Annotated in this window: 23 protein-coding genes; 18 read left to right on the top strand and 5 right to left on the bottom strand. The window is 34.4% G+C overall.

Annotated features, from left to right (window positions below; translation table 11 throughout):
* Positions 1-166 precede the first annotated feature (166 nt).
* The 4 genes from QA612_RS16065 (at position 167) to QA612_RS16050 (ending at position 4309) form a co-directional block, all read left to right on the top strand.
* Entirely contained in the window at positions 167-1339 is a 1173-nt protein-coding gene (locus QA612_RS16065) for a YibE/F family protein (protein WP_278284829.1), read from the top strand.
* Positions 1340-1456: 117 nt separating this feature from the next.
* On the top strand, positions 1457-2461 hold the full coding sequence (locus QA612_RS16060; RefSeq protein ID WP_278284828.1) for a DUF3231 family protein: 1005 nt from the start codon (positions 1457-1459) through the stop codon (positions 2459-2461).
* Positions 2462-2846: 385 nt separating this feature from the next.
* Entirely contained in the window at positions 2847-2993 is a 147-nt protein-coding gene (locus QA612_RS16055) for a hypothetical protein (protein WP_278284827.1), read from the top strand.
* 479 nt (positions 2994-3472) lie between these two features.
* A complete protein-coding gene (locus QA612_RS16050; protein ID WP_278284826.1) occupies positions 3473-4309 on the top strand; it encodes an aldo/keto reductase in 837 nt (278 codons plus the stop codon).
* A 104-nt stretch (positions 4310-4413) separates the two neighbouring features.
* Here the strand turns inward: QA612_RS16050 and paiA are convergent, their stop codons facing one another.
* Complete coding sequence (paiA, locus tag QA612_RS16045; RefSeq protein WP_278284825.1) at positions 4414-4932, bottom strand: spermidine/spermine N(1)-acetyltransferase; 519 nt, start codon at positions 4930-4932, stop codon at positions 4414-4416.
* Between the two features lie 21 nt (positions 4933-4953).
* Positions 4954-5406: a MarR family winged helix-turn-helix transcriptional regulator gene (locus tag QA612_RS16040; protein WP_278284824.1), complete on the bottom strand. Its 453-nt coding sequence runs from the start codon at positions 5404-5406 to the stop codon at positions 4954-4956.
* A 274-nt stretch (positions 5407-5680) separates the two neighbouring features.
* On the opposite strand from QA612_RS16040, the gene QA612_RS16035 reads away from it, so the two are divergent.
* The 8 genes from QA612_RS16035 to QA612_RS16000 all read left to right on the top strand — a co-directional run bounded on the left by QA612_RS16035 (position 5681) and on the right by QA612_RS16000 (position 16455).
* Positions 5681-6013, top strand: coding sequence for a PadR family transcriptional regulator (locus tag QA612_RS16035; RefSeq protein WP_278284823.1), 333 nt, complete (start codon positions 5681-5683; stop codon positions 6011-6013).
* Complete coding sequence (locus QA612_RS16030) at positions 6006-7223, top strand: DUF2812 domain-containing protein (RefSeq protein ID WP_278284822.1); 1218 nt, start codon at positions 6006-6008, stop codon at positions 7221-7223. The genes QA612_RS16035 and QA612_RS16030 overlap by 8 nt, the downstream gene beginning before the upstream one ends.
* 146 nt (positions 7224-7369) lie before the next feature.
* Positions 7370-8011 (top strand): GTP pyrophosphokinase, encoded by a 642-nt coding sequence (locus QA612_RS16025; RefSeq protein ID WP_278284821.1) that lies wholly within the window; start codon positions 7370-7372, stop codon positions 8009-8011.
* A gap of 139 nt (positions 8012-8150) precedes the next feature.
* Positions 8151-8855: a response regulator transcription factor gene (locus QA612_RS16020; RefSeq protein ID WP_481804450.1), complete on the top strand. Its 705-nt coding sequence runs from the start codon at positions 8151-8153 to the stop codon at positions 8853-8855.
* Complete coding sequence (locus tag QA612_RS16015; RefSeq protein ID WP_278284819.1) at positions 8848-10263, top strand: HAMP domain-containing sensor histidine kinase; 1416 nt, start codon at positions 8848-8850, stop codon at positions 10261-10263. Before QA612_RS16020 ends, QA612_RS16015 begins: the two co-directional genes overlap by 8 nt.
* Positions 10264-10438: 175 nt before the next feature.
* On the top strand, positions 10439-10906 hold the full coding sequence (locus tag QA612_RS16010; RefSeq protein ID WP_278284818.1) for a MarR family winged helix-turn-helix transcriptional regulator: 468 nt from the start codon (positions 10439-10441) through the stop codon (positions 10904-10906).
* The gene (locus tag QA612_RS16005; RefSeq protein ID WP_278284817.1) at positions 10903-14328 is read left to right on the top strand and encodes an efflux RND transporter permease subunit; all 3426 of its coding nucleotides are present in this window, start codon (positions 10903-10905) and stop codon (positions 14326-14328) included. Before QA612_RS16010 ends, QA612_RS16005 begins: the two co-directional genes overlap by 4 nt.
* 885 nt (positions 14329-15213) lie before the next feature.
* Positions 15214-16455, top strand: coding sequence for a coiled-coil domain-containing protein (locus QA612_RS16000; RefSeq protein ID WP_481804449.1), 1242 nt, complete (start codon positions 15214-15216; stop codon positions 16453-16455).
* 378 nt (positions 16456-16833) lie between these two features.
* On the opposite strand, the gene trhA is transcribed toward QA612_RS16000, so the two are convergent.
* A complete protein-coding gene (gene trhA / locus QA612_RS15995; protein WP_278284815.1) occupies positions 16834-17481 on the bottom strand; it encodes a PAQR family membrane homeostasis protein TrhA in 648 nt (215 codons plus the stop codon).
* 144 nt (positions 17482-17625) lie between these two features.
* On the opposite strand from trhA, the gene QA612_RS15990 reads away from it, so the two are divergent.
* Positions 17626-18213, top strand: coding sequence for a DUF1836 domain-containing protein (locus QA612_RS15990; protein WP_278284814.1), 588 nt, complete (start codon positions 17626-17628; stop codon positions 18211-18213).
* A gap of 92 nt (positions 18214-18305) precedes the next feature.
* Here QA612_RS15990 and QA612_RS15985 read toward each other — a convergent pair whose 3' ends face one another.
* Positions 18306-19715: a Na+/H+ antiporter NhaC family protein gene (locus QA612_RS15985; RefSeq protein WP_278284813.1), complete on the bottom strand. Its 1410-nt coding sequence runs from the start codon at positions 19713-19715 to the stop codon at positions 18306-18308.
* Positions 19716-19901: 186 nt separating this feature from the next.
* Here QA612_RS15985 and QA612_RS15980 point away from each other — a divergent pair, with 186 nt between their 5' ends.
* The gene (locus QA612_RS15980; protein WP_278284811.1) at positions 19902-20906 is read left to right on the top strand and encodes a glycosyltransferase family 4 protein; all 1005 of its coding nucleotides are present in this window, start codon (positions 19902-19904) and stop codon (positions 20904-20906) included.
* A gap of 25 nt (positions 20907-20931) precedes the next feature.
* On the top strand, positions 20932-21804 hold the full coding sequence (locus QA612_RS15975; protein ID WP_278284810.1) for a pirin family protein: 873 nt from the start codon (positions 20932-20934) through the stop codon (positions 21802-21804).
* Between the two features lie 63 nt (positions 21805-21867).
* On the opposite strand, the gene QA612_RS15970 is transcribed toward QA612_RS15975, so the two are convergent.
* Entirely contained in the window at positions 21868-23700 is a 1833-nt protein-coding gene (locus tag QA612_RS15970) for an LTA synthase family protein (RefSeq protein WP_278284809.1), read from the bottom strand.
* 287 nt (positions 23701-23987) lie between these two features.
* Here QA612_RS15970 and QA612_RS15965 point away from each other — a divergent pair, with 287 nt between their 5' ends.
* From QA612_RS15965 to QA612_RS15955, 3 genes are all read left to right on the top strand, one after another.
* Entirely contained in the window at positions 23988-24221 is a 234-nt protein-coding gene (locus QA612_RS15965; RefSeq protein WP_278284808.1) for a YozQ family protein, read from the top strand.
* A gap of 24 nt (positions 24222-24245) precedes the next feature.
* Entirely contained in the window at positions 24246-24500 is a 255-nt protein-coding gene (locus QA612_RS15960; protein ID WP_278284807.1) for an alpha/beta-type small acid-soluble spore protein, read from the top strand.
* 272 nt (positions 24501-24772) lie between these two features.
* Positions 24773-25414, top strand: coding sequence for a GDSL-type esterase/lipase family protein (locus QA612_RS15955; protein ID WP_278284806.1), 642 nt, complete (start codon positions 24773-24775; stop codon positions 25412-25414).
* Positions 25415-25460 lie beyond the last annotated feature (46 nt).

Genomic DNA, 25460 nt, shown 5'->3' with positions numbered 1-25460 from the left:
AGGGAGAATTTATGAAGAAAAGATGAAGTTTTAAGAACAATCATGTAACAAATCTATTAAATATATTAAAAGATAGTTACTTCATAGAAACTTAACAATTTCATGTGATAGTAATGAAGTTTAGTAAAATCACGTAAGTTAATTTCAAAGTAAAGGAAGTCTGTATATGAAAATAGTTTTTTCTGTATTATTGTTCATTTCACTATTTTTTGTAGGAGCACCACAAATTGAAGGTTTCTCCGCTAGTAACTATGATACTTTTCAACATACAAATCAGAGTACTTTTGAGACATTAAGAACGAAGGGAAAAGTTGTAGAAATAATAGAAGAAAATGAAGGAACGGATGATTTTACTGGTATGGAAATGTCATATCAGCGAGCTATAGTGGAGGTCCTTTCTGGAGATTACGAAGGGGAAACGATCATTGCAGAAAGCTATAATTACCCTGGAGATGGAGATCTTTGGGTAAAAGAGAATGATACAATCATTATCCAATTGAATTTGATGGATGGGAATGTTTTTAGTGCTGATATTGTTGACTATACAAGAGACTTCCCAAGCTATTTACTTATAGGGCTTCTAATCGCATTGCTTTTACTATTTGGTAAAAAACAAGGTGTTCGATCAATTTTGACGCTAGGGTTAACGTTATGGATTATTTTTCAATTTATGGTACCTTATCTATTTGCTGGCTATAATCCAGTTGTTTTAGCTATTATTACAGGGACCATTGTTACTGTAGCTACTTTTGTCATTATTAGTGGTTTTTCAAGAAAAACTCTTGCAGCAATCACAGGTACAATTGGTGGTCTAATTTCAGCTGCAGTTATTTCCATCATTTTCTCAAAAGTTCTGAATTTATCAGGCCTTCACGGTGAAGAGGAAAGGATGCTCTACATTACTACTTCACAGGATATTCAATTTGATTTTCAAGGTATTCTTTTAGCTGGCATAATAATTGGAGCTTTGGGAGCTGTAATGGATGTAGCTATTTCCATTGCATCGTCTATGGATGAGGTTTGGAAGACGGATAAATTAATTAAAAAGAAGCAGCTATTTACATCAGGAATGAATGTTGGAAGAGATATTATGGGGACAATGGCAAATACATTAATATTGGCTTATGTTGGTGCTGCTCTTCCTATTCTATTAGTTCTTTATGGTTTTGAAAGTCCTATGTCGGAATTAATTCATATGGAATTTTTAGCGGTAGAAATCCTAAGAACTGTGGCTGGAAGTATCGGATTGATTTTATCCATTCCAATTACTGCTTTAATTGCTGCGATGTTAATTAGAAAAAATGAGAAAAGTGAAATTCCAGAGAAAGAAGCAGCCTAGCATTCGGATGATGTGGAAAAAAAGTTTGCATATAAAATTGTATTTATAACAATCCTAATATTAATTTAAAGGTAGGTTGACAATTAGTTAAATATATTTAAGGGAGATTGTAATAATATGTCTACTAATAACATTCCGTTGACGTCTTCAGAATTGAATAATTTATGGATGTCCTATCAGGAAAAAACGATGGTGATGAGGTTCTTTGAGCATTTTCTTGAGCATGCAGATGATAAAGAAGTCCAACAATTATTGACGGAGGCATACGATGATTCTAGCGATACAGTAAGTTCAATTAAGTCTATTTTCAATAAAGAAGAAGCAGCTATCCCTATAGGTTTTACGGAAGAGGATGTAAAGGAGGGGGCGCCAAAGCTATTTGACTACCTTTATGAAATAATGTTTCTACATATGATTTCAAAAATAGAGGTTAACCTTTATGCATTATATTCTACTATGTCCTACCGTCAAGATATCCGATCATTTTTCAGTCAATTAACAGTAAGTTCACAAAAGATGTTTGATAAATGCTGCCAATTTTTGTTGGAAAAAGGTGCACTTGTTCCACCACCCTTTGTATCCATGCCAAAAGAGGCTTCCTTTGTTCGGAGTACAGACTATTTATCTGGATTTCATATAGTAAAGGAAACACGTTCACTAAATACAACAGAGCTTTCTTTAATTCATCATGCTATCGAGACCAATTTAGCAGGAATGCAGCTTATGTTAGGTTTTGCCCAAGCTTCATCAAATAAAGAGGTTAAAGATTACTTTATTAAAGGGATGAAATTATCAAAAGACATCGAGACAACTTTAGGAGAGTATTTGCGTAGAGATTATATAGAACCTCCAGCAACTCATGCAGGTAAAGCAACAAATTCAACTGTTGCTCCATTTTCACAAAAAATGATGATGTATTTAACGAATTTATTAAGTACATTTGGCCTTGGAAGCAACGCAATTGGTGGGGCATTTAGCTTGAGAAGTGATCTGCCAATGACAATGGCTAGACTCTCTACAAAGGTTTACTCCTTTGCTAAAAATGGGGGAGAAATCATGATCAAAAATGGTTGGATGGAGGAGCCGCCAAAAGTAGAGGATAGGCAGCAGTTAACAAAGTAATTAATGGGTGAAAATAAGCATTTCCAGCTACTAAAACTTATATATTTATGTTAAACGCACATGTATTGACAGTGCGTTTTTTCTTTTTCAGGAGAGAGTACCCATGCATGTTAGAATTTGCACCATGGGGAATGAAAAATGTTCTTACACTGCAATCACATCTTATGATTTTGTAACTTTGCAGTCGTTTAGTAGGGTCCTATTGTACTGCAAATTGCCTAAACGCTGTTTGCAGTCACGGAGGAAGTATCCCCCGTGCCTGCAAAGAGTAAAAAGGAGGTTTGCGGGAACGGAGGAAGTATCCCCCGTGCCTGCAAAGAGTAAAAAAGAGGTTTGCGGTCACGGAGGAAGTATCCCCCGTGCCTGCAAAGAGTAAAAAAGAGGTTTGCAGGCACAGAGGAAGGATCCATCGTTCCTGCAAAGAGTGAAAAAGAGATTTGCAGTCACAGAGGAAGTATCCCCCGTGCCTGCAAAGAGTGAAAAAGAGGTTTGCAGGCACAGAGGAAGTATCCCCCGTGCCTGCAAAGGGTGAAAAAGAGGTTTGCAGTCACGGAGGAAGTATCCCCCGTGCCTGCAAAGAGTGAAAAAGAGGTTTGTGGGAACAGAGGAAGTATCCCCCGTGCCTGCAAAGAGTGAAAAAGAGGTTTGCAGTCACAGAGGAAGTATCCCCCGTGCCTGCAAAGAGTGAATAGGAGGTTTGCAGGAACGGAGGAGTCAGCCAATGAGCCTGAAAAGGGAGCAAAGGATTAGCGAAAAGCTTCTTCCCTCATACTCTCGCGTTGAACCTATTAAGGTTAGCTATTTTCAGGGTATCTAGCCAAGTTATTAGAAAAAACAAAGTTAGTATAACGATTATATAGTAACTATACTTAGTAATAGTTACTAACAAGCCTTTCATTATATTAAAAATATTTCAGTAGTTGTTATATGGGAGAAGTAAATTTATACTTTTCTATATAAGCTAGAAAATTTCTCTAAAAGTAATAATATTAGGAGTTGGAGGAACTGGAGATGAATAACTTACAAAGCACAACCACATTACATAATGGTGTTAAAATGCCTTGGTTTGGTTTAGGGGTATTTAAAGTGAAAGAAGGAGAAGAAGTTGTTAATTCTGTGAAAACAGCAATTGAGCTAGGCTATAGAAGTATAGATACAGCATCAGCATATGGAAATGAAGAAGGTGTTGGTAGAGCAATAGCTGAATCCAATGTTCCTCGTGAAGAGCTATTTATAACTTCAAAATTAAGAAATGCAGATCAAGGATATGAAGAAACTTTAGCGGCATTTGAAAAAACAATGAGTAAATTAGGGTTAGACTATCTTGATTTATACTTAATTCATTGGCCAACTCCGAAGTATGGTACTTACATCGAGACTTGGAAAGCCTTTGAGAAACTATATAAAGATGGGCGCATACGAGCAATTGGAGTAAGTAACTTTCAAAGTCACCACCTAGAGGACATAATAAAGCAGTGTGAAATTGTTCCGATGGTAAATCAAGTGGAGTATCATCCGCGGCTTACACAAGTAGAGCTCAATGAATTTTGTAAAAAGAACAAAATTCAGTTAGAAGCATGGTCTCCATTAATGCGTGGCGAATTACTAGATCATCCGACTCTAGTTGAAATTGGGAAAAAACACGGGAAGTCTACTGCACAGGTGATTTTACGATGGGACTTACAAAATGGCGTCGTAACGATTCCAAAATCGATTAAACGTCACCGGATAGAAGAAAATGCAAATATTTTTGATTTTGAGTTAAGTGAAAGTGACATGAATAAAATCAATTCGTTAAATGAAAATAAACGAGTTGGCCAGGATCCAGATTTATTTAATAAACGATAACTTTCATTCATATAATAACAGAACATTTTAAACCCAAATAAAAGTATCTTTCCCATTGAAAAAAGGCACGAAGAATTTTCTTCGTGCCTTCTATTAATAGATTTCTAAATAAGTGTTTTAACCATTATGAAGTCCGTTTGTTCTTCCTCCCCCATATAAAAAGAGTGAGTTCCGGTTTGAACAAAGCCCATTTTCTTATAAAAAGAAATAGCATTTTCATTTTCTTCCCAAACACCTAGCCAAATTTTCTTTTTATTACGTTCCCTCGCTAATTCCAATGCTTTATTTAGTAGATATTTCCCAAGCCCTTGTTTTTGATAGTTATTTTTTATATAAACCCTCTCGATTTCAAGTGACTCCTCTCCCATTTTTTCAGACTGAGCATCGTCGGTATTGACCTTTAAATATCCAGCCACTTCATCATTAACATAAACAAAAAAGAATTCAGATGAGACAGTGGACAATTCCTTTTCCAACTGTTTTATGTTAAATGCCCTTTCTATATAGGCGTTCATATTTTCAGGTGAATTCTGATTTCTAAATGTATCCTGGAATGTTTCGACACTAACTATTTGGAGAATCTGTAAATCTTCGAGAGTACAATTTTTAATCTTTATAGTCATTTTTAATATCTCGTTCCTTCCTTAATAAGTTCTCTTGTTTCCTTTTTTTACATATTCCCAGTCTTTCTCTATATTTTTTCTTACTCGATGTAGAAGGTGGAAAAGGCTTTCTGTATCTTCATCGGAAAATCCATCTAATGCAACGTCATTTGAGTGATCATTTTCTCTTTTAATAAAAGGATAAACAGATTTTCCTTTCTCTGTAGGGAGGAGTTTTTTTATTTTTTTGTTATGTTCATCTTCCTGTTTTTCAATAAAACCATTCACTTCCAATTTCTTAATAGCACGAGCTGCTGTTGTTCGATCAACTTTTATCATCTCAGCTAACTTTTCTTGAATGATACCAGGATTTTCACATATTCGGACAAGGTACAAATACTGACCCTTTGTAAGGTCATAATCTTTAAATTCTATATTACTTATGGAATCTAATGCTCGTGCTATCATTCCAATTTCACGAAGAATTTCCTTCATATTTACCTCCTAAGCACTTTTTGTTGTAAATGCAATAAAACTTTTATACATCCAATTTAGCTGATTATTGTTGTATTTGCAACAAAAAACAAAGGTGGATGGGGAACAAGTAAACTAATTTCTAAATAAATTGTCTATTGCACTATATGTCACGTCGTGATATAGTCGTATCATGATGTATATCACATCGTGACCTATTGTGGAAATCCCTTTACGAATGCTCCTGCTTAGGTGCTGTACATTTAGGTATCTTTTTCGGAAAGAGGCGGAATAAATGAACATGGATAAAGTAATAAAAAAGTATATTCCTATGACAGAAACAGCCTATTATATTTTACTTTCATTGACTAAACCACGACACGGATATGGCATAGTAAAGCATGTGGAGGAAATTACAGGTTCTCGAATTCGGCTTGGATCAGGAACTGTGTACGGGACACTGACAAAAATGCAGAAGGATGGAATCATCACAGTATATGCAGACGGCCATAGGAAAACGGTGTATGAAGTAACGGAAACTGGAAAACAACTCATTGTGGTGGAAATGGAGAGACTGAAGGAATTACATGAAAATGCATTGAAGTATGGGGAGGCCTTTTATGATTAAAAAAGTGTTTAGACCTTTTTGGAGCTATGATGTTCAGAAAACGGAGGCATGGCTCACTGAAATGGGGGAGAAGGGCTACCAGTTTGTTGGGTTTAATCGTCATACTCGGCAATTTTTCTTTAAAGAGGAACAGCCAAGTAGGAAGATTTATGAAATTTGCTACGACAGTAAGGGGAATGGAGAGTTACCTTCCTCATTAAAGGAAGATGGTTGGGAGAAGGTAGTCCAAAAGAAAAAATGGTATGTGATGGTAAATGAAAAGACAAAAGAAGAAATAAACACCTTTTCAAACCGTGAAGGTATTATGAAACGAAATCGTATAAGCTATTTTATTTTTATAGGTATATTAGGTCTTTTTGGCTTAAATATTCTTAACTTAAGTTTCATATTCGGTGTAATATATTTTAGCAATGAGCCCTTTGAAATAACAGTGGAGGAAAGTCCCCTATGGTTCATCACATATTCGTTTTATGCCTTAGGAATAATTCTTATAATGATCTCTATTTATTCCGTTGTAAAAATAAGCAAGACCAATAAACGATTAGATTCTCTAGGACTTAAAAGTCATTCTAATGATGAAAATCAATTTGTAGAATATAATAGGCCAGTTAATAAACAACAAGAAAAAGAATGGAAGAAGGAAGGGAAGTTAGTAAAACGGAGAAAACTAAATTGGATGTATGCTCCGGATAAACTTGAAAAGTGGTTAGAAAATATGGAGGAACAAGGGTACAATCTTTATCGTGTAAATCAAACAGGGACTGTATTCTACTTCTTATTAGGCAAGCCACGAAAAATTAGCTATTGCACGGAGTATCAAAATGTATCAAAGGTAAGTTCTGAAATCATCCACAGGGACAGCGGTTGGAATCACGTGTTTTCAACAAAATATAGTATTCAAAAATGGAACATTTGGTCGAAGGAATACAACGAAGCAGAGGAAAAGCCTCAATTATATAGCGATGGAGAAATGCATCTTAAACAAGCTAGACGTATAGCAGCTACTTATACGTTCATGTTTCTCCCTTTAGTTCTTATTTATGTGTTTATTACGAAAACAAATATAGAACTGTATTTAAGAGACGACAATGGTACTACTCCAATAGAAATATTTAATTTAATTGTATTTCCAATCATCATCATCCTATTTGGATCCTATTTTATACGAACTCTACTATACTATCGACGACTAAAAAAACAATACCAATAAGCCCATTGACACAAAATCGTACGGAACCATGTTCCGTACGATTTTGTGTCAATGCGTTCATTTTGTGTTCATATTTCCATGCTATAGTTTCATTAGTGATAGAATTATTGGAGAAATGGATGTAATTAAAGGAGTATGATGAAGTAATGGAAGAATTTAAAAAGTGGAGTTCTTTTTTATTACCTTACAAGTTTGCATTAGATGAATTAAAAACGAAAATTAATATTATGGTTGAAGAAGCAAAATATATGAAAGATTACAGCATGATTGAACATATTAAAACGAGACTAAAATCTCCGAAAAGTATTATTTCTAAGCTAGAGAGAAAAGGCTTCTCTCCAGTAATAACTGAAGCGAAAAATCATTTATTCGATATTGCTGGTTTACGTATTGTATGTTCCTTTTCGTCTGATGTATATGAAATTTATAATATGCTATTAAAGCGAAAGGACATAAAAGTACTAGAAGTAAAGGACTATATTCGATTTCCGAAGCCGAATGGCTATCAAAGCTTACACATGATCATAGAAATACCTATTACGCTTTCTGATCGAGTAGAAAATGTTTACGTAGAAATTCAAATTCGAACATTAGCGATGGACTTTTGGGCTAGCTTAGAGCACAAAATATATTATAAGTATAATAAAGAAATTCCTGATCACTTGAAAATAGAATTGAAGGATGCTGCAGATACAGCTAAATTAATGGATGAAAAAATGAGAACGATACGTGACGAAGTTCAACTATTAGAAAATTCCAAGGGTTGGTTATTAACGCCTAAAAATTAGTAAGAAAGGGATTGAATTTCTTGGCTAGATTACAAATAAAAAAGAGGCAATCAATAGAACAAATCGTTTCTAATTTACAGAGGCAAGGAGTAAAAGCAGAGCTTTGTAAAAGACTGATTAGAGAAACTTAATGAAGTAGGTGATTACGTTGAGGAAGCAATTAAAGGTTTTGGTTGTTGAGGATGATTCAAATATAAGTAATTTATTACAGCTATACCTTGAAAAAGAAGGATATATCGTTATTTTTTCTAGCGATGGAGAAGAAGGCTTATCAAAGTACTATGACGAAAATCCTGACTTTGTTATTTTAGATATTATGCTCCCGATCCTAGATGGATGGGAGGTTTGTCGGGAAATTCGTAAAGATAGAAACGTTCCTATTCTAATGTTAACTGGAAACGGGGAAGGCTATGACAAGGTGAAAGGCTTAAATTTAGGAGCAGATGATTATGTAGTTAAGCCATTCGATCCAAAGGAAATTGTTGCCAGAATAAAAGCGATATTAAGACGGACTAGCCCTCACATAGAAGCGAAGGACAATCTTGAGTTAAAAGGAATGTCCATAAATATGAGAGAGTACAAGGTTTTCAGAGATGGAATGGATATAAATCTTCCACCAAAGGAATTAGAGCTACTTTATTTTCTTGTTAGTCAACCAAACCAAGTATTTACTAGGCAGCAATTAGTTGAAAGTATTTGGGGATTTGATTTCGAGGGAGATTATCGGACTATTGATGTTCATATAAAACGAATACGGGAAAAGATTGAAGAAGAGTCTTCAAGCTGGTCGTTAAAAACAATTAGAGGCGTTGGTTATAAATTTGAGGTGAAATTGGATGATTAAACGTCGTGGGATGTTTATCAAATTATTTTCTACGTACTTATTTATATTATTTATATCGTTTATAGTAATTGGACTTGTAGTTACGTCGTTTATTCAAAATGAAATAATCAATCGCTATCATAATGCATTTGACCACCAGAGTGAGCAGCTTGTTGACTATTTTGAATTAGCAGATAGGGAGGGATGGGAGGAAGATACTTTTACTTCCTCTCTTCAATTTGCAATGGATCAAGAGGATAGAATGGTATTCCTAGTTGATTCAGAAGGAAATATCAAATACAATTCAGAACTTTTTGAAGCATATGATACAGAATTAAATATATTGGACATCGTATTAGAAGAGGAAGAGGTTTCAAAACGATTAAATAAAAATGATCATATTGTCTATTTAATGATGGCACCTATTGAATTAAATGGGGAGAATCCTGATCATACATTAGTGATGATTTTTCATGAGTTTGATACAGAATTAAAACAAATGAAATTTCTTATAAATATGACGATTCTTATTGCTATTATTGTAGCTGGAATTATCATTTTCTTTACATCTAGAAAGATGACTTCACCACTGAGAGAAATGAATCATAGTGCTCTTCAGTTTGCCAAGGGTGATTTTTCTCATCGAGTGACTATCAGAACGAAGGATGAGATTGGCCAACTTGGAGAAACCTTCAACTATATGGCAAAGGAATTAGGGAGCATTGATCAAATGAGAAAGGATTTTGTTGCGAATGTTTCTCATGATTTACGATCACCTCTTACATCAATTCGTGGCTTTTTAGGTGCTCTTATGGATGGAACTATTCCGAGTGATCAGCAATATAAATATTTCTCCATAATGAAAAACGAAACAGAAAGACTAATGAAACTTGTTGAAGATTTATTAGAAATGGCAAGACTCGAAGCAGATCAAGTTGAAATGAATCCTGATTCTTATAATATATCAGAACAGATTCGTTTAATTATTGCGAAAATGGAGCCAACAATTTCAGAACACCAAATAGAAATTGAAATGCTTGGTGAAGAGGAGGACGTATTTGTTGTTGCCGATCCTTACCGGATTGATCAAGTATTAATTAATTTACTTCAAAATGCCATTCAGTTTTCCAATACATCTGGGAAAATTGAAGTGAATATTGAAAAACAAGGGGAATATGCATCCATTTGTATTCGAGATTATGGCATTGGAATGGCAAAGGATAGTGTAAAACATATATGGGAAAGGTTTTATAAAAAAGAAAAATCTCGTTCTAATAAAGGTGGTACTGGTATAGGATTATCTATTGTAAAACACATTATTGATTTACATGAAACCACCATTCATGTAGATAGTGAATTAGGGAAAGGAACGACCTTTACTTTTACATTACCGTTAGCAAAAGAAGGTTTATATGATAAAAACAGTTAAAAAAATATTAAGTAAGAAAAGTCCGTAAACCTTTATATACCAAGGTTTGTGATGGTGAAACTTCCTATTGAAATATGGAAGTTTTTCTATTTGTTCATCTTATGTTCATAAACAGATGTTATCTTTGTTAAGTAAATTAATTGTTAAGAAACTTAACTATCAATGGTGGGGTGTTATGAATAAAGAGGAAATTATTAATGAGTTAGAAGACGTTATATTGGATATTAACCTTTTTATAAGACAGCAATTAGGAAGTGAAATTAGCAGTGCATTAGAAGCAAAAATAGCTAGTTTATCCTCGAACCAGTTAATGACGTTATTTTTAGTAGCAAAGAAAGAGTTAAATCATGTGAAGGATATAGCAAGCTATTTAAACATTTCTACCAGTGCTGTTAGTCAAATCGTTGGTAAATTAGAGAATCAAGGTTTTCTACACCGAGAAATTAATCAAGCTAACCGCAGAAGTACAATCATCACTTTAGGATGTAAAGGAACAGAGTTAATTAATGAGATGGATCAAATTAAATCTACTATCTTTCAGCAATACCTATCAAAAATGGAAGTAGAGGATCTTCTCTTATTAAAAAATAGTTTTAAAAAATTTTTAACAGTATTAGTTGAAAGTAAGGAGGATCACGATTGAACATAACGAAGTTTTCCATTAAAAGACCAGTATTTACTATTGTAACGATGATTCTATTTTTACTCTTAGGAACAATCTCTTTAACGAATATCCCACTAAAGCTAATGCCAGACATTGATCCACCAATTGGAGCAGTGGTAACAAGTTATCAAAATGCAGGTCCTGAAGAGGTATTAGAGAAAGTTTCTAAACCTATGGAGGGGAGCTTATCAACAGTTCCAGGGTTAAATAATATAAGTTCAATCTCTATGGAAGGGGCCTCCATGACTATTTTAGAATTTTCGTGGGCAACCTCTATGGATGATATAGAAAATGACATTATCAGTAGGATGAATCAGACTCAGCTACCAGATGGAGCTGGATCACCGAACTTTTTAAAATTTGATCCATCCCAAATGCCGATTATTCAATTATCTTTATCTTCAGATGAGGAGAATTTTGATGAACTTGCAGATGATTTAGCATTAGAGCTTTCAAAACTAAATGGTATTGCTTCCATCGATATTACAGGTCAAGCTCTTGATGAGATCGTTGTTGAATTAGATCAGTATGCCTTAGAAGAAAATGGACTTGACCAATCAGATGTTGTTTCAATGATTCAAGCTCATAATGTTACCTCACCAGGTGGAATGGTAGAAAGTAATGATTTACAGTATACAACGCGTGTTTTATTTGAAATGACAAGCCTAGAGGATATTGAAAATACTGTTCTAACTATTAATCCAGAAACAGGTGAAGAAGTTACAGTAGCAGATGTAGCCTCTGTAGAATTACTTCCAGAAAATACAGGGTCCATTACTAGAACAAATCAAGAGCCTGCAATAATGATGAGTGTACAACAGCAAGCAGACGGAAATTTAGCACAGATTTCTACTGCTTTTAATGAACGTTTAGATGAGCTTCTTGATGAAAATAAATACCGTGACATTGAAGTAGCTGTACTATTCGATCAAGGAGAATATGTACAGGAGGCTATTTCGAGTGTTTCATTGGCACTTATTGTTGGTGGTTTGTTTGCCATTCTTGTTCTATTCGCATTTCTAAGGAGCATTAAGACACCACTGATTGTGGGGATAGCTATTCCATTTTCTGTTATTGTCACATTTGTCTTACTGTATTTTACAAACTTATCTTTAAATATAATGACATTAGGTGGTCTTGCTTTAGGTATTGGTATGCTAGTAGATAATTCGATCGTTGTTATTGAAAACATTTATCGTCACCTATCTATGAAAAAAGATCCTAAGACCGCAGCTTTTGACGGTACAAAAGAGGTTGGTGGTGCCATTACAGCTTCCACATTGACTACCATTTCTGTTTTCTTACCAGTTGTATTCATTTCTGGTATTGTGGGAGACATTTTTATGGAGTTCGCTTTAACGGTATCCTTTAGTTTATTAGCCTCATTAGCGGTAGCACTTACTGTTGTACCTATGATTGCTAGTAGATTATTAAAAACACCGAAGGAAAACATCGAAGAAAAGCGTCAGCGTAGTAAATTTATAGAAGTAGTAAGTAAGTCAATAAAATGGTCATTAAAACACCGTTTCGCAGTATTAACCATCACATTTTTACTATTAGTAGCAGGTGCTGTTGGTATTTCTCAAGTTGGGATGGAATTCATTCCAGACACGGATGAAGGTTTCTTCCAAATTGATGTTGAAATGGAAAGAGGCACCCCGTTAGAGGATACTCTCACAGCTGTTGAAAGTATTGAGGAGATCCTTGATGACGAACGGGACATTCTTAACTTTATGAGTACCATTGGCTCTGGAGGAGCTGAAGCTGCTCTATTTGGTGGATCTGGCTCCCATGAAGCATCTATTTTTGTTGCAATGGTTCCACTAGCCGATCGTACTATTTCTACTATTGATTTTGCAGATTCTATCCGTAGAGATTTGGAAAGAGCAGCGCCAGATGCTGAAGTTTCATTGCAGTTAGATGCCATGATGGGTGGAGCTCCAAATACTGTTACATTTAATGTAACGGACGCTGATCCTCAGAGGTTAGAAGAGGTTGCCTTTGACATTACAGAAGAATTTGAGGATATTTCTGAATTTCACGAAGTAACTAATGATCTTACAGACACTGTTACAGAGATTCAATTCCTTGTTGATGAGGAGGCTTCTCGACAATATGGCTTTGTGCCGGCTCAAATTGCTCAAATGATTAATCAAAAAATGAATGGGGCTTTTGCTACACAAATTGTTACAGAGGAAAACGACATTTATGAAGTGCATGTCCGTTACGGAGAAGAATTTACACGTAACATTGACGATGTGGAAAACCTTTTACTACGAAGTCAAACTGGGGAATATGTTGAACTAAGTGAAGTTGTAGATGTAGTGGAAGGGGAAGGACCGGTAACAATTAATCGAATTAATCAAGAATCTTCTGTTCAATTTACATTACACTATGGTAGCCAATATAACCTTGGAGAAATGTCTCGACTTGTCCAAACTACGATTGATGACATGGATATTCCAGCTGAGTCATCCGTAACGTATACTGGGGATCAACAAATGATGGAGGATGCAATGAGTGATTTAATATTAGCACTTATCCTCGCCTTAGTATTTGTATATTTAGTTTTAGCTGCACAATTCGAATCCTTTAAATATCCATTAGTTATTATGTTTAGTGTACCATTAGTCATTATTGGTGTTACATTAGGCTTAACGATTACATTGACACCATTAAGTATTATGGCCTTTATTGGACTGATCGTACTAGCTGGTATCGTTGTTAACAATGCCATCGTGTTGGTTGATTATATTAATAAACGAAAGGAAGCTGGCCTACGAAGCTATGATGCCATTGTTGAAGGGGTTAAAGATCGTGCACGTCCAATCTTAATGACTTCGATCACAACCATTTTAGGTCTTGTCCCATTGGCATTAGGTATGGGTGAAGGAGCAGAAATTCAACAACCGATGGCAATTACGGTTATTGGTGGTTTAATAAGCTCCACTTTCTTAACACTAATCTTTATTCCGGTTATCTATAGCTTTATGGATCGAGATACACGCCATTTAAACCGTAAATACGTAACACCTGATGGACAATTGATTCCAGCATATTTATTAGAAGATAGATATACGAAGGAAGATGGTGAAGGGCGTAAACAATATGCTTTACCACCAGAAGAAGATAAAAAGAAACTAGAAGAAGAGATAGAAACAAATGATTTTTATCATAATATTACTACTGAAAACTCCATGACTGAAGATGTAGAGATTGATGAGGAAAATGGAGCAAATGATCCTATTGATCAGCCGTTTATGTATGATGATGAAAACCCGGCATTAAGAAAACAAACGGATCGTAAAAAAGACATTACAAGAGAAGATGTCCTTGATTTATTAGAAGACGTATTGGAGAGAGAACGTAATCGTGATATAGGAAAGAAAGATGAAGAGTAATTCATAAAGTAATTCTTTGGATAACTATCAATTAAATTGGCGGTTATCCTTTTCTTTTACACCATGGAGGATGAAAATCTCTTTCTAAGGTATATTCCCTTCCCACATTTGTGATCTTCCACCGTTTGTGGGAAGAATATCGTCTTCATTCATCCCGCATTTGTGATCTTCCACCGTTTGTGGGAAGAATATCGTCTTCATTCATCCCGCATTTTCGTTTTTCCATCGTTTGCGGGAACAATAGTGGCTTCATTCATCCTGCATTTTCGTTTTTCCATCGTTTGCGGGAACAATATCGTCTTCATTCATCCCACATTTTCGTTTTTCCATCGTTTGCGGGAACAATATCGTCTTCATTCATCTCGCATTTTCGTTTTTCCACCGTTTGTGGGAACAAAAGTGGCTTCATTCATCCCGCATTTTCGTTTTTCCACCGTTTGTGGGAACAATAGTGGCTTCATTCATCCTGCATTTTCGCTTTTCCACCGTTTGCGGGAACAATAGTGAGTCTTCTTTCGTATTTTCAGGGTAAACCTAAATCAATTCTCATCTAATAGTTAATAGTTAAACAAATATTTTTCCCTGAATTTATTACAGCATTTTACAGCAACTTTAACAATTAATAGGAATATTTCTCTATTCATGAAATGAAAACGTAATATTTGTATTACATTTCTGTCACTTTACGGTGATATACTTCAATAGTGTTGATAGATTAATAGTTTTTACTTTATATGAAAATTTATACATAAAATAACAGTGAGTATTATAATTCGTCATTATTCATTTTTTTCTGACAGGTGGGACAAGCTTTGATAGCTTTCCTATAAAGAAAAGTTGTTAAATGATGACAAGAAAATTAGAAAACGTAGGGGGAAGAGAGTGTTGAAAAAAGGAATAGTAGTAAAGGGTATTCTTATTGTTGGTTTGCTTAGTTCATTAACTGTGCCAACTGCTTTTGCTGAGACTACAAATGATTTGCAAAATCAACAGTCTCAAATCCAGGAAGAAAGATCCACTATTCAATCGGAATTATCAGAGGTAGAACAAGAAATTGCTAGTGTATTAGATGAGCTTGATCAATTAACGGAACAAATTGAACGGGTTAATCAAGCAATGAAGGATAATGAAGAAATAATTAAAGAGACAGAAGAAAATATTGAAGCTGCAAATGAAGAAGTAGAAATTTTGCAAGAGGATATTACTGATTTAGAAGTAGACATTGATGCCAGATTAGACTTGTTAAAGGAACGAGCTAATTCCTTTCAAAAAAGTGGTGGAACTTTAAGTTACATAGAAGTTATTTTAGGTTCGAAAAGCTTTGGAGACTTAATTGAACGAGTATTCGCAATAACACAAATAGCGAAAGCAGATGCTGATTTTATTGAACGTTTAGAAACAAATAAGGCGGAGTTACAAAAAAAGCAGGATTCTGTTGAGAAAAAGTTAACAGAGCTTAATGAAATGAAAACAGAGCTAGTAGGAATGCAACATCATTTAGAGGATCAGATAGAACAGAATGAGGAATTGAAGAAAGAACTTAAAGATAAAGAAGAACAAAACGAAGAACTAATCTCTTCATTATTAGAACAAGATAATGAACTAGCAGCAAGAGAATCTGAAATAAGGAATAGAATTGAAAGAGAAAGAGAAAGAGCTAGACAAACAGAAACACGAAATCAAACTACTTCCACGTCGAGCACTTCGACGAACAATAGACAAGTTGCCATACCTAATGGGACTGTAAACGATGTAATCAATGCAGGGAAAAAATATATTGGAAATTCCGTTTATGTTTTTGCTGGAGGAAGAACAAGTTATGATATTCAAAATGGTAGATTTGATTGTTCAGGTTTTGTTAGATGGGCATTTTCGCAAGTTGGCGTTTCTTTAGGGTACAGTACAGATTCCATGACTACAGCTGGTAGACAAGTTCCAGCTAGCGAAATGAAGCCTGGTGATCTTGTGTTTTTTAATACTTACAAAACTGATGGTCATGTTGGTATTTATATAGGTGGTGGAAAGTTTATTGGATCACAAAGCAACACTGGAGTAGCAATTGCTGATATGACAAGAGGCTACTGGAGAGATCATTTTAATGGACGAGTAGTTCGAGTAATTGAATAATATTATGAATTAAAAGTATTAATCGCATGTGATTGGAATAAAATCACATGCGATTTTCTTTTTTAATTGAGTCAATTTCATTATTCTTTCATTCATTATAAATCACGAACATTTATACAAAAAGCTTATATTTAATTCGATCTCCGCTTCAGACGTATCAACCTCCACACTAGACATTTTGTATACAGCTAAAGCACATGGTCATGTCTCTACCTCTACTAGTATTGCTCTGTTGTTATATGCGTCGAGACTACTCGAAGCTTATTCGTGAAGCTTATGCTCGTCGCTAGAGTCGCCGTCATTCTTCATTGTAATTGAAAATAATATTGGTCTTTTTCAACAAAATTTCATTTATGAATCATTTATCTGTTATTGCAATTAAATAACGTACAGAAATATGGATAAAAAGTGACTTAAGCTTCCTAGTAATATAAAAATATGGAAGATTTCGTGATAGCCCCAATGTTTAAAAGATAAGCACTTCGGTTTTACACCATAAATGATGCCTCCAATTGTGTATAAGACACCACCTAAAATTAGCAAGAGAAGACCGTTGGTATGAAGGCTTGCACTCAATGGTGAGCTAAAGAAAATGACGACCCACCCCATGGCAATATAAAGACTTGTTGACAACCATCTTGGACAATGGAACCAGATAAGCTTAAAAAGGACTCCGAAAATAGCTAGTATCGTAATTAAGCCAAACAAAACCCAACCTACTGTACCATTTAATGTGATAAGACAATAAGGTGTGTATGTCCCTGCAATTAAGACATAAATCATAGAATGATCCACCCTACGTAAAAAAGCAATAACGTTATCCTTTGCTATAACCATATGGTATGTGGCAGAAGCGGAATATAAAAGAATTAAACTAATGCCAAAAATAATTACGGATGTTATTGCTAGAAATGATGGAGTATGAACGGATGCCTTGATTGTCATAGCTAATAGTGCAATAAAAGATAATAATGCTCCAACTAAGTGGGTTAACCCATTTATCGGTTCGCGAATGTACGTGTGCATTTTTAAAACCTCCATATACCTTTATGTAGTTATTAATACTACTTATAATAATATACGTATAATATCATGTAGTCAAGTTTTACTTTTCTGTGGTTTGTACGTATAATATACGTATATAAATAGAGGGAAAAGAGGTTCTTACATATGAAAAAAATAGATGAAATTCTTGAGGAATTACAGTTAAACGAAAATATTCAAATAGAAGAAATTCCTAATATTGATTTATACATGGATCAGGTTATTCAATTATTCGAAAAAAACTTTTCTAACTCAAAGAGGAAAGAAGAGGATAAAGTTTTAACAAAAACGATGATAAACAATTATGCGAAAGGTAAGCTCTTTTATCCTATAGAAAAAAAGAAATATTCTAAAGATCATATCATGCTCATTAGTCTTATTTATCAAATGAAAGGTGCACTTTCCATTAATGATATAAAAAAAGTGTTAGATGGATTGAATAATAAAATTACGGAGGAAGAATTTCAGCTGGACTCCTTTTATAACAAGTATATTGATCTTTCATTAAAATACATGGATAAGTTTCAGGATGATATTCTCGTTCATGAACAAGATGCGAAACAAGCAATAGATAAGCTACAAGAGGAAGGTTCAGATTATTTATCACATATATTACTTGTTACTTCACTTGTGAATATGAGTAATTTATATCGTCGTGTTGCAGAAAAGCTTATTGATAGTATGGAAAATTCCGAGGAGAATGAAAAGAAATAATAGTAATGTCTTAATTGCTCGGTATGAAGGGAGGGAAGAGGTAGTTAGTTTTGTCATTAACTATACTACCTCTAATTGAATGATTATTAAGATCAAAGAATAAATGACGCCCCTGTATATAAAACTGTTGTTATTCCAGCTGCTATGAGAGCTGGTTTTAGTTTGAATCTTGCGTAATCCATAACAGAAAGGCCTAATATTTTTGCAATTGTGTTCGTGTCATCACTTAATGGTGAAGCAAGTGCTCCAAAAGATCCACTGGCAAAGACAGCACCAATAATAAGGGGAATCGATACATCAGCAGCCAAGGAAAGACTGATCCCCAGTGGCATAAGTATACCCCATGTTCCCCAAGCAGAACCGATAAAATAAGATATTGTAGCTCCAAAAACAAACAACATTGGTGTTATAAACATATCTGGAATCCAATCTGTATAAGCAGTGACAAATTGAGAAAAACCTAGATCATCTGTTACGGAGGATAGACCCCAAACAACAGATAAGAGAACAATTACAGACATTAAGTCGTTACCACCTTCAATAAAACTTGCAATAATTTCGCTTAATTTAAATCGCTGTACTAAAAATAATGCAATCGAAACAAACACGGTAATTAATAGGGCAACCACCATTGCTTGTAATACATCGGCTCCGATAAATGCTTCTGCTAACGTTAATCCTTCTTCATTTCCGTCCCACCATGTGAGAAATAAAGTTAAACCAATGACTAAACACACTGGAACGATTAAATTCCACGGCTTATCTGGTAAATCTCTTGATACTACAGGATGACAATCGTGCCAATCCTCTGCCTCTTCAACTTTCTCCTCATCAATTTCCGTTGGACCATCCGTATGGGAAGGATGAAAAAAACTTAAGTAAATACCTAACAAAATGATGACGAAAGCAAAAAAGTTAAAAGGGATGCTTTGAATAAACAAAGAGTACGGATCAGCTGTACTTCCTACATTTTGAATAGATATTTGAATAACGGAAACCATGTAACCTACAAATGCAGTGGCAACAGGAATTAATACAATAACCGGAGTAGCCGTTGTTTCAATAACAAACCCCAATTCCTTTGTGGACATTTTTACTTTCTTTAATAATGCCTTCATTATTGGAGCAATCGTTACAAAACGAAAGGTAGGAGCACTGAATGTTCCAATTGTTGAAATGTACGTTAAAATGAGAGCTTGTTTTTTCGTTTTAATTTTTTCAGATGCAACTTCAACAAAACCTTTAATTCCACCACTTATTTTAATCATTCCAACTAAACCAGAAAAAGCATACAAAAAGACAACGATTTTAATATTGTTTTCATCAATTAATGCTTGTACTACGTAATTTAGCATGGTTTGTATTCCCCCTAATATTGTAGGAGAAATAATGTACGAACCAACAAGTAGACCGATGATTAAGCCAGGTAAAACTTGTTTTGTAATAATTGCAATAGGGATGACAAGTAAAAATGGAACAATTGACAACCAGCTTCCTTCCATCAGTATCACCTTTTTATATCAAATTTTTTCAGTATTATTTATTAGAATGTGGAAATTCGCATTGAAATATGTAAGGGGTCATCTTAAATAAAAATGATAATTTATGATAAAGTAGTGTTGATAGAAATGAAATCATTTGTTCGAGGATAGAATAACTTATAAAAGATTATAAAAGGATTGACTAATATGAAAATAGTTTTAGCAACACCTAATTACGATCAGATTCGTGGGAATACAGTAACAGTTGATCGTATAGGAAAAGGCTTAAATAAAGTGGGTGTACATACAGAGATCGTTTCTTCAACAGATCGTTCTAACTATAATAAGGACTTAGTAGCAGATATTTTCCATGGGTTTCATGCTTTTCGGTTTTATACGTTTATGAAGCATTCCGTTAGTGATTTGAAGCCATATGTACTTACATTAACGGGGACGGATTTAAATTATGATCTATATGATAATAAGAGACGGGAAGCTGTCATTCAAACATTAGCTGAAGCTGAGGCTATTCACGTTTTTAATGAAGAGGGAAGGGAAAAACTGTTAACAGAGATACCTTATTTCAAGGAGAAGACATTTGTCATTCAACAAGGCGTTAGTCCATTCGCAAGGATCGCCCCACCTATCCGAAAAGAGGAAGGGACGTTTTTATTTGTTCTCCCTGCAGGTATTAGAAGTATAAAGAATATTCCAGGTGCCATTAATATGCTTTCAAAAGTCCAGGAAAAGCTATCAACGATTCGACTTTGGATAGTAGGACCAATATTAGACGAAGGGGAGGGGGAAACTGTGAAAGCTTTGATTGAAAAAAAACAAAACTGGATTCGGTACTTAGGTCATGTTCCCCACGATAGAATGGGAGGCATATATGATCAAGGGGATGTTTTATTAAATACTTCTTTTGCTGAAGGACAATCCTCTGCCATTTTAGAAGGGATGCTTTCTCGTTTACCGGCACTTATTTATGATAACGAAGGAAATAGAAGCATTGTTAAGCATGGGGAAACTGGATTTCTCTACCGAAATGAAAGTGAATTTATCTACTTAGTTAATTATTTGTTTGAAAGTCCTCATATTAGAAAAAAAATAGGTGAGGCGGGGCAATCGTATGTTTTAAAGAATCATTCATCTAATAAAGAAGTGGAAAAGCTTCTTTCTATATATGAAAGAGTATTAGGAACCAGGATCTAATAAAAAGAAGGAGTGTTCTGAATAAATGGATTCTCGCTATTTTCAAAGGGAAGTAAAAGATCGTTGGAAAGTAAGTTACGAGGAAATGACGTTCCCAGCAGTGCAGAAAGGTTGGATACTTCCTCCAGATCCGGAACGTTCTAAAGAGTTTGATCCCTTTATTTTACTTGCAGAGGACTGGTTTAAACGTGGTGCTTTCTCTGATCATCCTCATCGCGGTTTTCAGACAGTGACATATGTCATTGATGGAAGACTTGAACATATTGATAACAAAGGTGGTCAAGGTATATTAGAAGCTGGAGATGTACAATACATGAATGCAGGAAGTGGTGCTCGTCATGCAGAGGAAGCGGTAGAGGATGATATTGCACACACATTACAGCTTTGGTTAAACCTACCGGATCATTTAAGAAGCACCACTCCAAGCTATCAAGATGTTCTTTCAGAAGATTGTCCTATCGTTCCTTTTGACGGGGGACTTATTAAAGTTTACGCTGGAGAGCTTCATGGCGTAGTAGGAACGATGATGCCACTAGTACCTTTTACTTTGACAGAACTTTCTTTTAATCAAACTGGTAGTAGTTTATCCTTCCAATTACCAGCTACTCATAATGCCTTTCTCTATGTTCTATCAGGTGAGGTGAAAGTTGGAAAGGAAGAAGAATCTTTATTAAAATCTGACGTTGCTTTACTCAGTTATAAAAACAAAGAGGAAAATGGAGAACTTAGCGAAATATTTATTCAGTCGAATGGACGATCGAAGGTATTAATTTATTCAGGTGAACCAATAAAGGAAGATTATGTAGCGGGCGGGCCATTTATTGGGAAAACAAGAGAAGATATACAGAAAGCATATCGGGAATATCATGAAGGGAAATTTGGACCAAAAGCAAAGTAACATCATTTAAAAAACTCACAGAGATTAAATAAATTTCTCTGTGAGTTTTATAATATAAAGAGTTTAATTTAAAAATCGGAATAGATCTCCATAGACAATTTTATCTGAATAAAAAAGTTCTGCTGTACCTTTCTCCCTTAATGGATCACATATTTCTAACTCCACGATTTCACCAGTACGAGAATCTAAGCATGTTTCATTAGTATATATTAGGTCATCCGAAACAACCGATCCGTCTCGTAACACTGCCAAGTCTCGTCTATCTTCCGCAAATAAATCGTTACCGAACATAACGTGATCTTCTTCATGAATACCTAACAAATTTAGTAATGTTGGCATCACATCCACCTGCCCTGAAACAGTATCCATTATGGCTCCCTCGTGACCTGGAATGTGTACAATTAATGGGACTCTCTCTAGTTTTACTGCTTCATAAAGATTAATGTTTGTGTCTAAAAATTTACTAAGTTCACCATAATGACTATTTGCAATTCCATAATGATCACCATACATGACGAGCATCGTATTTTCGTAAAGGCCGGCTTCCTTTAATTTATCAACAAGTACTCTCATCGCTTCATCTGTATAACGTACAGTGGGAAAGTATTGATTTACAATTTCACTATTAGAATCAAATGGATCAATAAAATGATCCTCTTCTTCTAAATGAAACGGAAAATGATTTGTTAAAGTAATCATGGTACTGTAAAAAGGTTCATTGATCTCAGTTAAATAGTCCATCGATTGTTCAATGAAATCAATATCCTTCATTCCCCATCCTACAGAGTTTGTTATGGAAATATCATAATCACTAAAGGAATAGTAATCTTTATAGCCTAAATTAGGATACATGACGTCACGATTATAAAATGTCTTATCGTTAGCATGGAACACAGAGGTTTGATAACCGTGGTTTACTAACGTTTCAGGTAATGCACGGTACTCATTACTATCATGCGTTAAGAAAACAGCACCTCTACCTAATGGATATAAAGAGTTGTTTATTAAAAATTCTGCATCTGACGTTTTTCCTTGACCCGTTTGATAATAAAAATTCTCAAAATAATAACTTTCTTCAATAAGTTCATTTAAAAATGGGGTGATCTCTTCTCCATTTAATGTTTCCCCTATTACGAAGCTTTCTACAGATTCCAGGGAAACGACAATTACATTCATATCCTCTGCAATTCCAAACATTTCAGAATTAGGAAGTGCTCTATTTTCATCAAGATGTTCTTGGATCGTTGTCCAATCATCCTTTTCAGCAAACACAGTTTGAGCTGACGTCTGAGTTTGGACAAATGCATCGTAAAGATAAAAATTATATATACCCATCGATTGAATTAACTGGTTTCGATTAAAGGTTTGCTCTTTTTCTATTGTACTTACTTGTGAAATAGCAATAGTTGTAATGACCGCAATAGATACAATTGCCCACTTTGTTTGTTGAAAGTGGACTTTTTTAACGAATATGGAAGCTTTTTTATTTAAGGAAAAATAGCCAAGAACGGCGAGATCAAGAAAATAAAAAATATCGTACCATTGTATTAAAGCAAAAATACTTGTACTCAAATCTCCCATGTTAGAACTCATTAAGAGCATTGGAAGAGTGATGATATCACTAAACTCTCTGTAATATACAACGTTTGAGTATAGAACGATGGATAGCAATAAGCTTAGTACAAAAAAGTACATAGTCTGTATTTTTTCTTTTAAAAATAACCCCATTCCGAACAATATAATTAAAAATAGCAATGGGTTTAATGCGAAAAGTATTATTTCAATGTATCGATTAATTGTAATATCAAAAGTAATAATGGATACAATAAACGTCTTTAACCAAACAAGAAGTAAGGAAATAAGCATTAGTTTATGGTTATTGACGAAGGTTTTCATATAATGCACCCTCTCATTTATGTTAAGTTCCAGTTAAATGGAAAAAACAACATCGTCATACCATTATAAGATAAAGTAGTTTTTCAATCAATGATAGAAACATATTTACATAAATTTATAGAGTTTCTTTATAGTAAAGGTTTTTTGTCAAATTTTAAGGCTTAACTTACTGCGGATAAAGAAACTACATTTGCTGAACGGAATAAAACAAAAAATAAAGAGGAGAAATAAATAAAATAACGTTTTTTGTAAAACATAATGGAAGATAGAAGATAGGAGGAGTAAAAATGAAAAAGAAAAAGGAAGGTCAAACAAAATCAGAAGCTATTGCAAATAAGTCATATGAACCATCAGATTATAAAAGTAATGATGAAACGGCTAAAGGTCTAGCTATGACACACGAACAGGTGTCTGACGCATATACAGAAGGTACCATCGACGGGAAAATTGATGAGGTAGATAAAAAAGGTAATTTGAAAAGTCATGATGGCGATGACTTATCTAATGAAGGATATGAGTAAGGAAGCATGATAGGAGGTAAATAAATGGCAAGAAGAAATAAAATTCTTGTTCCTGAAGCAAGGGAAGGGTTAGATCGACTAAAAGCAAAGGTCACAAATTCAATGGATCCTAATACTACAAAATACGAAGTAGCAAAAGAACAAGGTATTTCCCTTGAAAACGGGTATAACGGAAATATAAAAGCGAAGGATGCTGGGAAAATTGGGGGCAGCATTGGCGGTAATATGGTAAGGGAACTAGTGAAAATGGGTGAGGAACAATTAAATAAGAAAAAATAAGCTGGATCTGGAGGGTCGACTATAGAAAAAGATCCTCCAGTTTATAACAATTGATGAAAACCATTGTAAGTACAGATGGTTTTGTATTAAAAGAATATAAATTTGAACAAAATTTTAAAAATATTCAAAGTTTATTCCTATAATATTTCCATTCATAAATAAAGTATAGTATCAGATTGTCTTTACAACATATTCATTGGTAAAAATATTAATCATTTGCCTTTCCTGAGGTCAATAGTTTTCCGAATAAGGTCAATAAAGGAGCATCAATTATGAATAGGAAAAAAAGAGTTGTTTTCGTAGGGAAATCGAGTCATGTAACAGATACAGTACATGAGAAAAGTTATAATAATGAGAGTTTTGTAAATCTAGTTCATGATTATTTAAGTACGGCATATCCATACAGTCACATTGAGGTCATTAATAAGTGTAATCATGATGAATCCCTTACTGACATGGCATTAAGATGGGAGCAAGATGTTCTTACTCTTCAGCCGGAAATTTTATCCCTATCTATTAGTACCCAGGATATAAAGGATCTACAGATGGAGTTTGATGTAGGTAAAGTTCAACAAATATATGAAAATTTACTTTTCCAAGCTAGAGAGAAAACGGGAAGTAACATTATTTTAATTCAGCCACCGTTAGTCTATGAGCATTTTAACGGATCAGAGTTAGAAAGAAATATGCAATACATAAATGCTATTGGGGCAGTTGCAGAAGCTCTTGGTGTTGTGATTATTCGAACACACGAAGTTTTTAAAAATCATAAGGAAGCTGGAATACAGTTAACGACAGATGGAAAGTCATTAAATGCAAATGGAAGTATGTTAATGGCAAGAACATGGATAAAAACATTAGAAACAATATCTACCCCATCCTATCAAAATGCATTTCGAAATATCTCCATTTAACAGCTTTTAGGGATTCATGGTGTTTAGATTCATTATAGTGAAAAAA

The sequence above is a fragment of the Evansella sp. AB-P1 genome (genome assembly GCF_029688925.1).
Classification (GTDB): Bacteria; Bacillota; Bacilli; order Bacillales; family Salisediminibacteriaceae; genus Evansella.
Note: the sequence above shows the minus strand (reverse complement) of the source record. Positions and strands in the feature narration are given on the sequence as shown.

Excerpts from the sequence above, each read along its gene's own strand:
- QA612_RS16050 (WP_278284826.1), top strand. The coding sequence starts at position 3,473 with ATGAATAACTTACAAAGCACAACCACATTACATAATGGTGTTAAAATG.
- QA612_RS15955 (WP_278284806.1), top strand. The coding sequence starts at position 24,773 with ATGAATAGGAAAAAAAGAGTTGTTTTCGTAGGGAAATCGAGTCATGTA.
- QA612_RS15970 (WP_278284809.1), bottom strand. The coding sequence starts at position 23,700 with ATGAAAACCTTCGTCAATAACCATAAACTAATGCTTATTTCCTTACTT.
- QA612_RS15965 (WP_278284808.1), top strand. The coding sequence starts at position 23,988 with ATGAAAAAGAAAAAGGAAGGTCAAACAAAATCAGAAGCTATTGCAAAT.
- QA612_RS15990 (WP_278284814.1), top strand. The coding sequence starts at position 17,626 with ATGAAAAAAATAGATGAAATTCTTGAGGAATTACAGTTAAACGAAAAT.
- QA612_RS16060 (WP_278284828.1), top strand. The coding sequence starts at position 1,457 with ATGTCTACTAATAACATTCCGTTGACGTCTTCAGAATTGAATAATTTA.
- QA612_RS15975 (WP_278284810.1), top strand. The coding sequence starts at position 20,932 with ATGGATTCTCGCTATTTTCAAAGGGAAGTAAAAGATCGTTGGAAAGTA.
- QA612_RS16010 (WP_278284818.1), top strand. The coding sequence starts at position 10,439 with ATGAATAAAGAGGAAATTATTAATGAGTTAGAAGACGTTATATTGGAT.
- QA612_RS16040 (WP_278284824.1), bottom strand. The coding sequence starts at position 5,406 with ATGAAGGAAATTCTTCGTGAAATTGGAATGATAGCACGAGCATTAGAT.
- QA612_RS16025 (WP_278284821.1), top strand. The coding sequence starts at position 7,370 with ATGGAAGAATTTAAAAAGTGGAGTTCTTTTTTATTACCTTACAAGTTT.
- QA612_RS15980 (WP_278284811.1), top strand. The coding sequence starts at position 19,902 with ATGAAAATAGTTTTAGCAACACCTAATTACGATCAGATTCGTGGGAAT.
- QA612_RS16065 (WP_278284829.1), top strand. The coding sequence starts at position 167 with ATGAAAATAGTTTTTTCTGTATTATTGTTCATTTCACTATTTTTTGTA.
- QA612_RS16015 (WP_278284819.1), top strand. The coding sequence starts at position 8,848 with ATGATTAAACGTCGTGGGATGTTTATCAAATTATTTTCTACGTACTTA.
- QA612_RS15985 (WP_278284813.1), bottom strand. The coding sequence starts at position 19,715 with ATGGAAGGAAGCTGGTTGTCAATTGTTCCATTTTTACTTGTCATCCCT.
- trhA (WP_278284815.1), bottom strand. The coding sequence starts at position 17,481 with ATGCACACGTACATTCGCGAACCGATAAATGGGTTAACCCACTTAGTT.
- QA612_RS16030 (WP_278284822.1), top strand. The coding sequence starts at position 6,006 with ATGATTAAAAAAGTGTTTAGACCTTTTTGGAGCTATGATGTTCAGAAA.
- QA612_RS16035 (WP_278284823.1), top strand. The coding sequence starts at position 5,681 with ATGAACATGGATAAAGTAATAAAAAAGTATATTCCTATGACAGAAACA.
- paiA (WP_278284825.1), bottom strand. The coding sequence starts at position 4,932 with ATGACTATAAAGATTAAAAATTGTACTCTCGAAGATTTACAGATTCTC.
- QA612_RS15960 (WP_278284807.1), top strand. The coding sequence starts at position 24,246 with ATGGCAAGAAGAAATAAAATTCTTGTTCCTGAAGCAAGGGAAGGGTTA.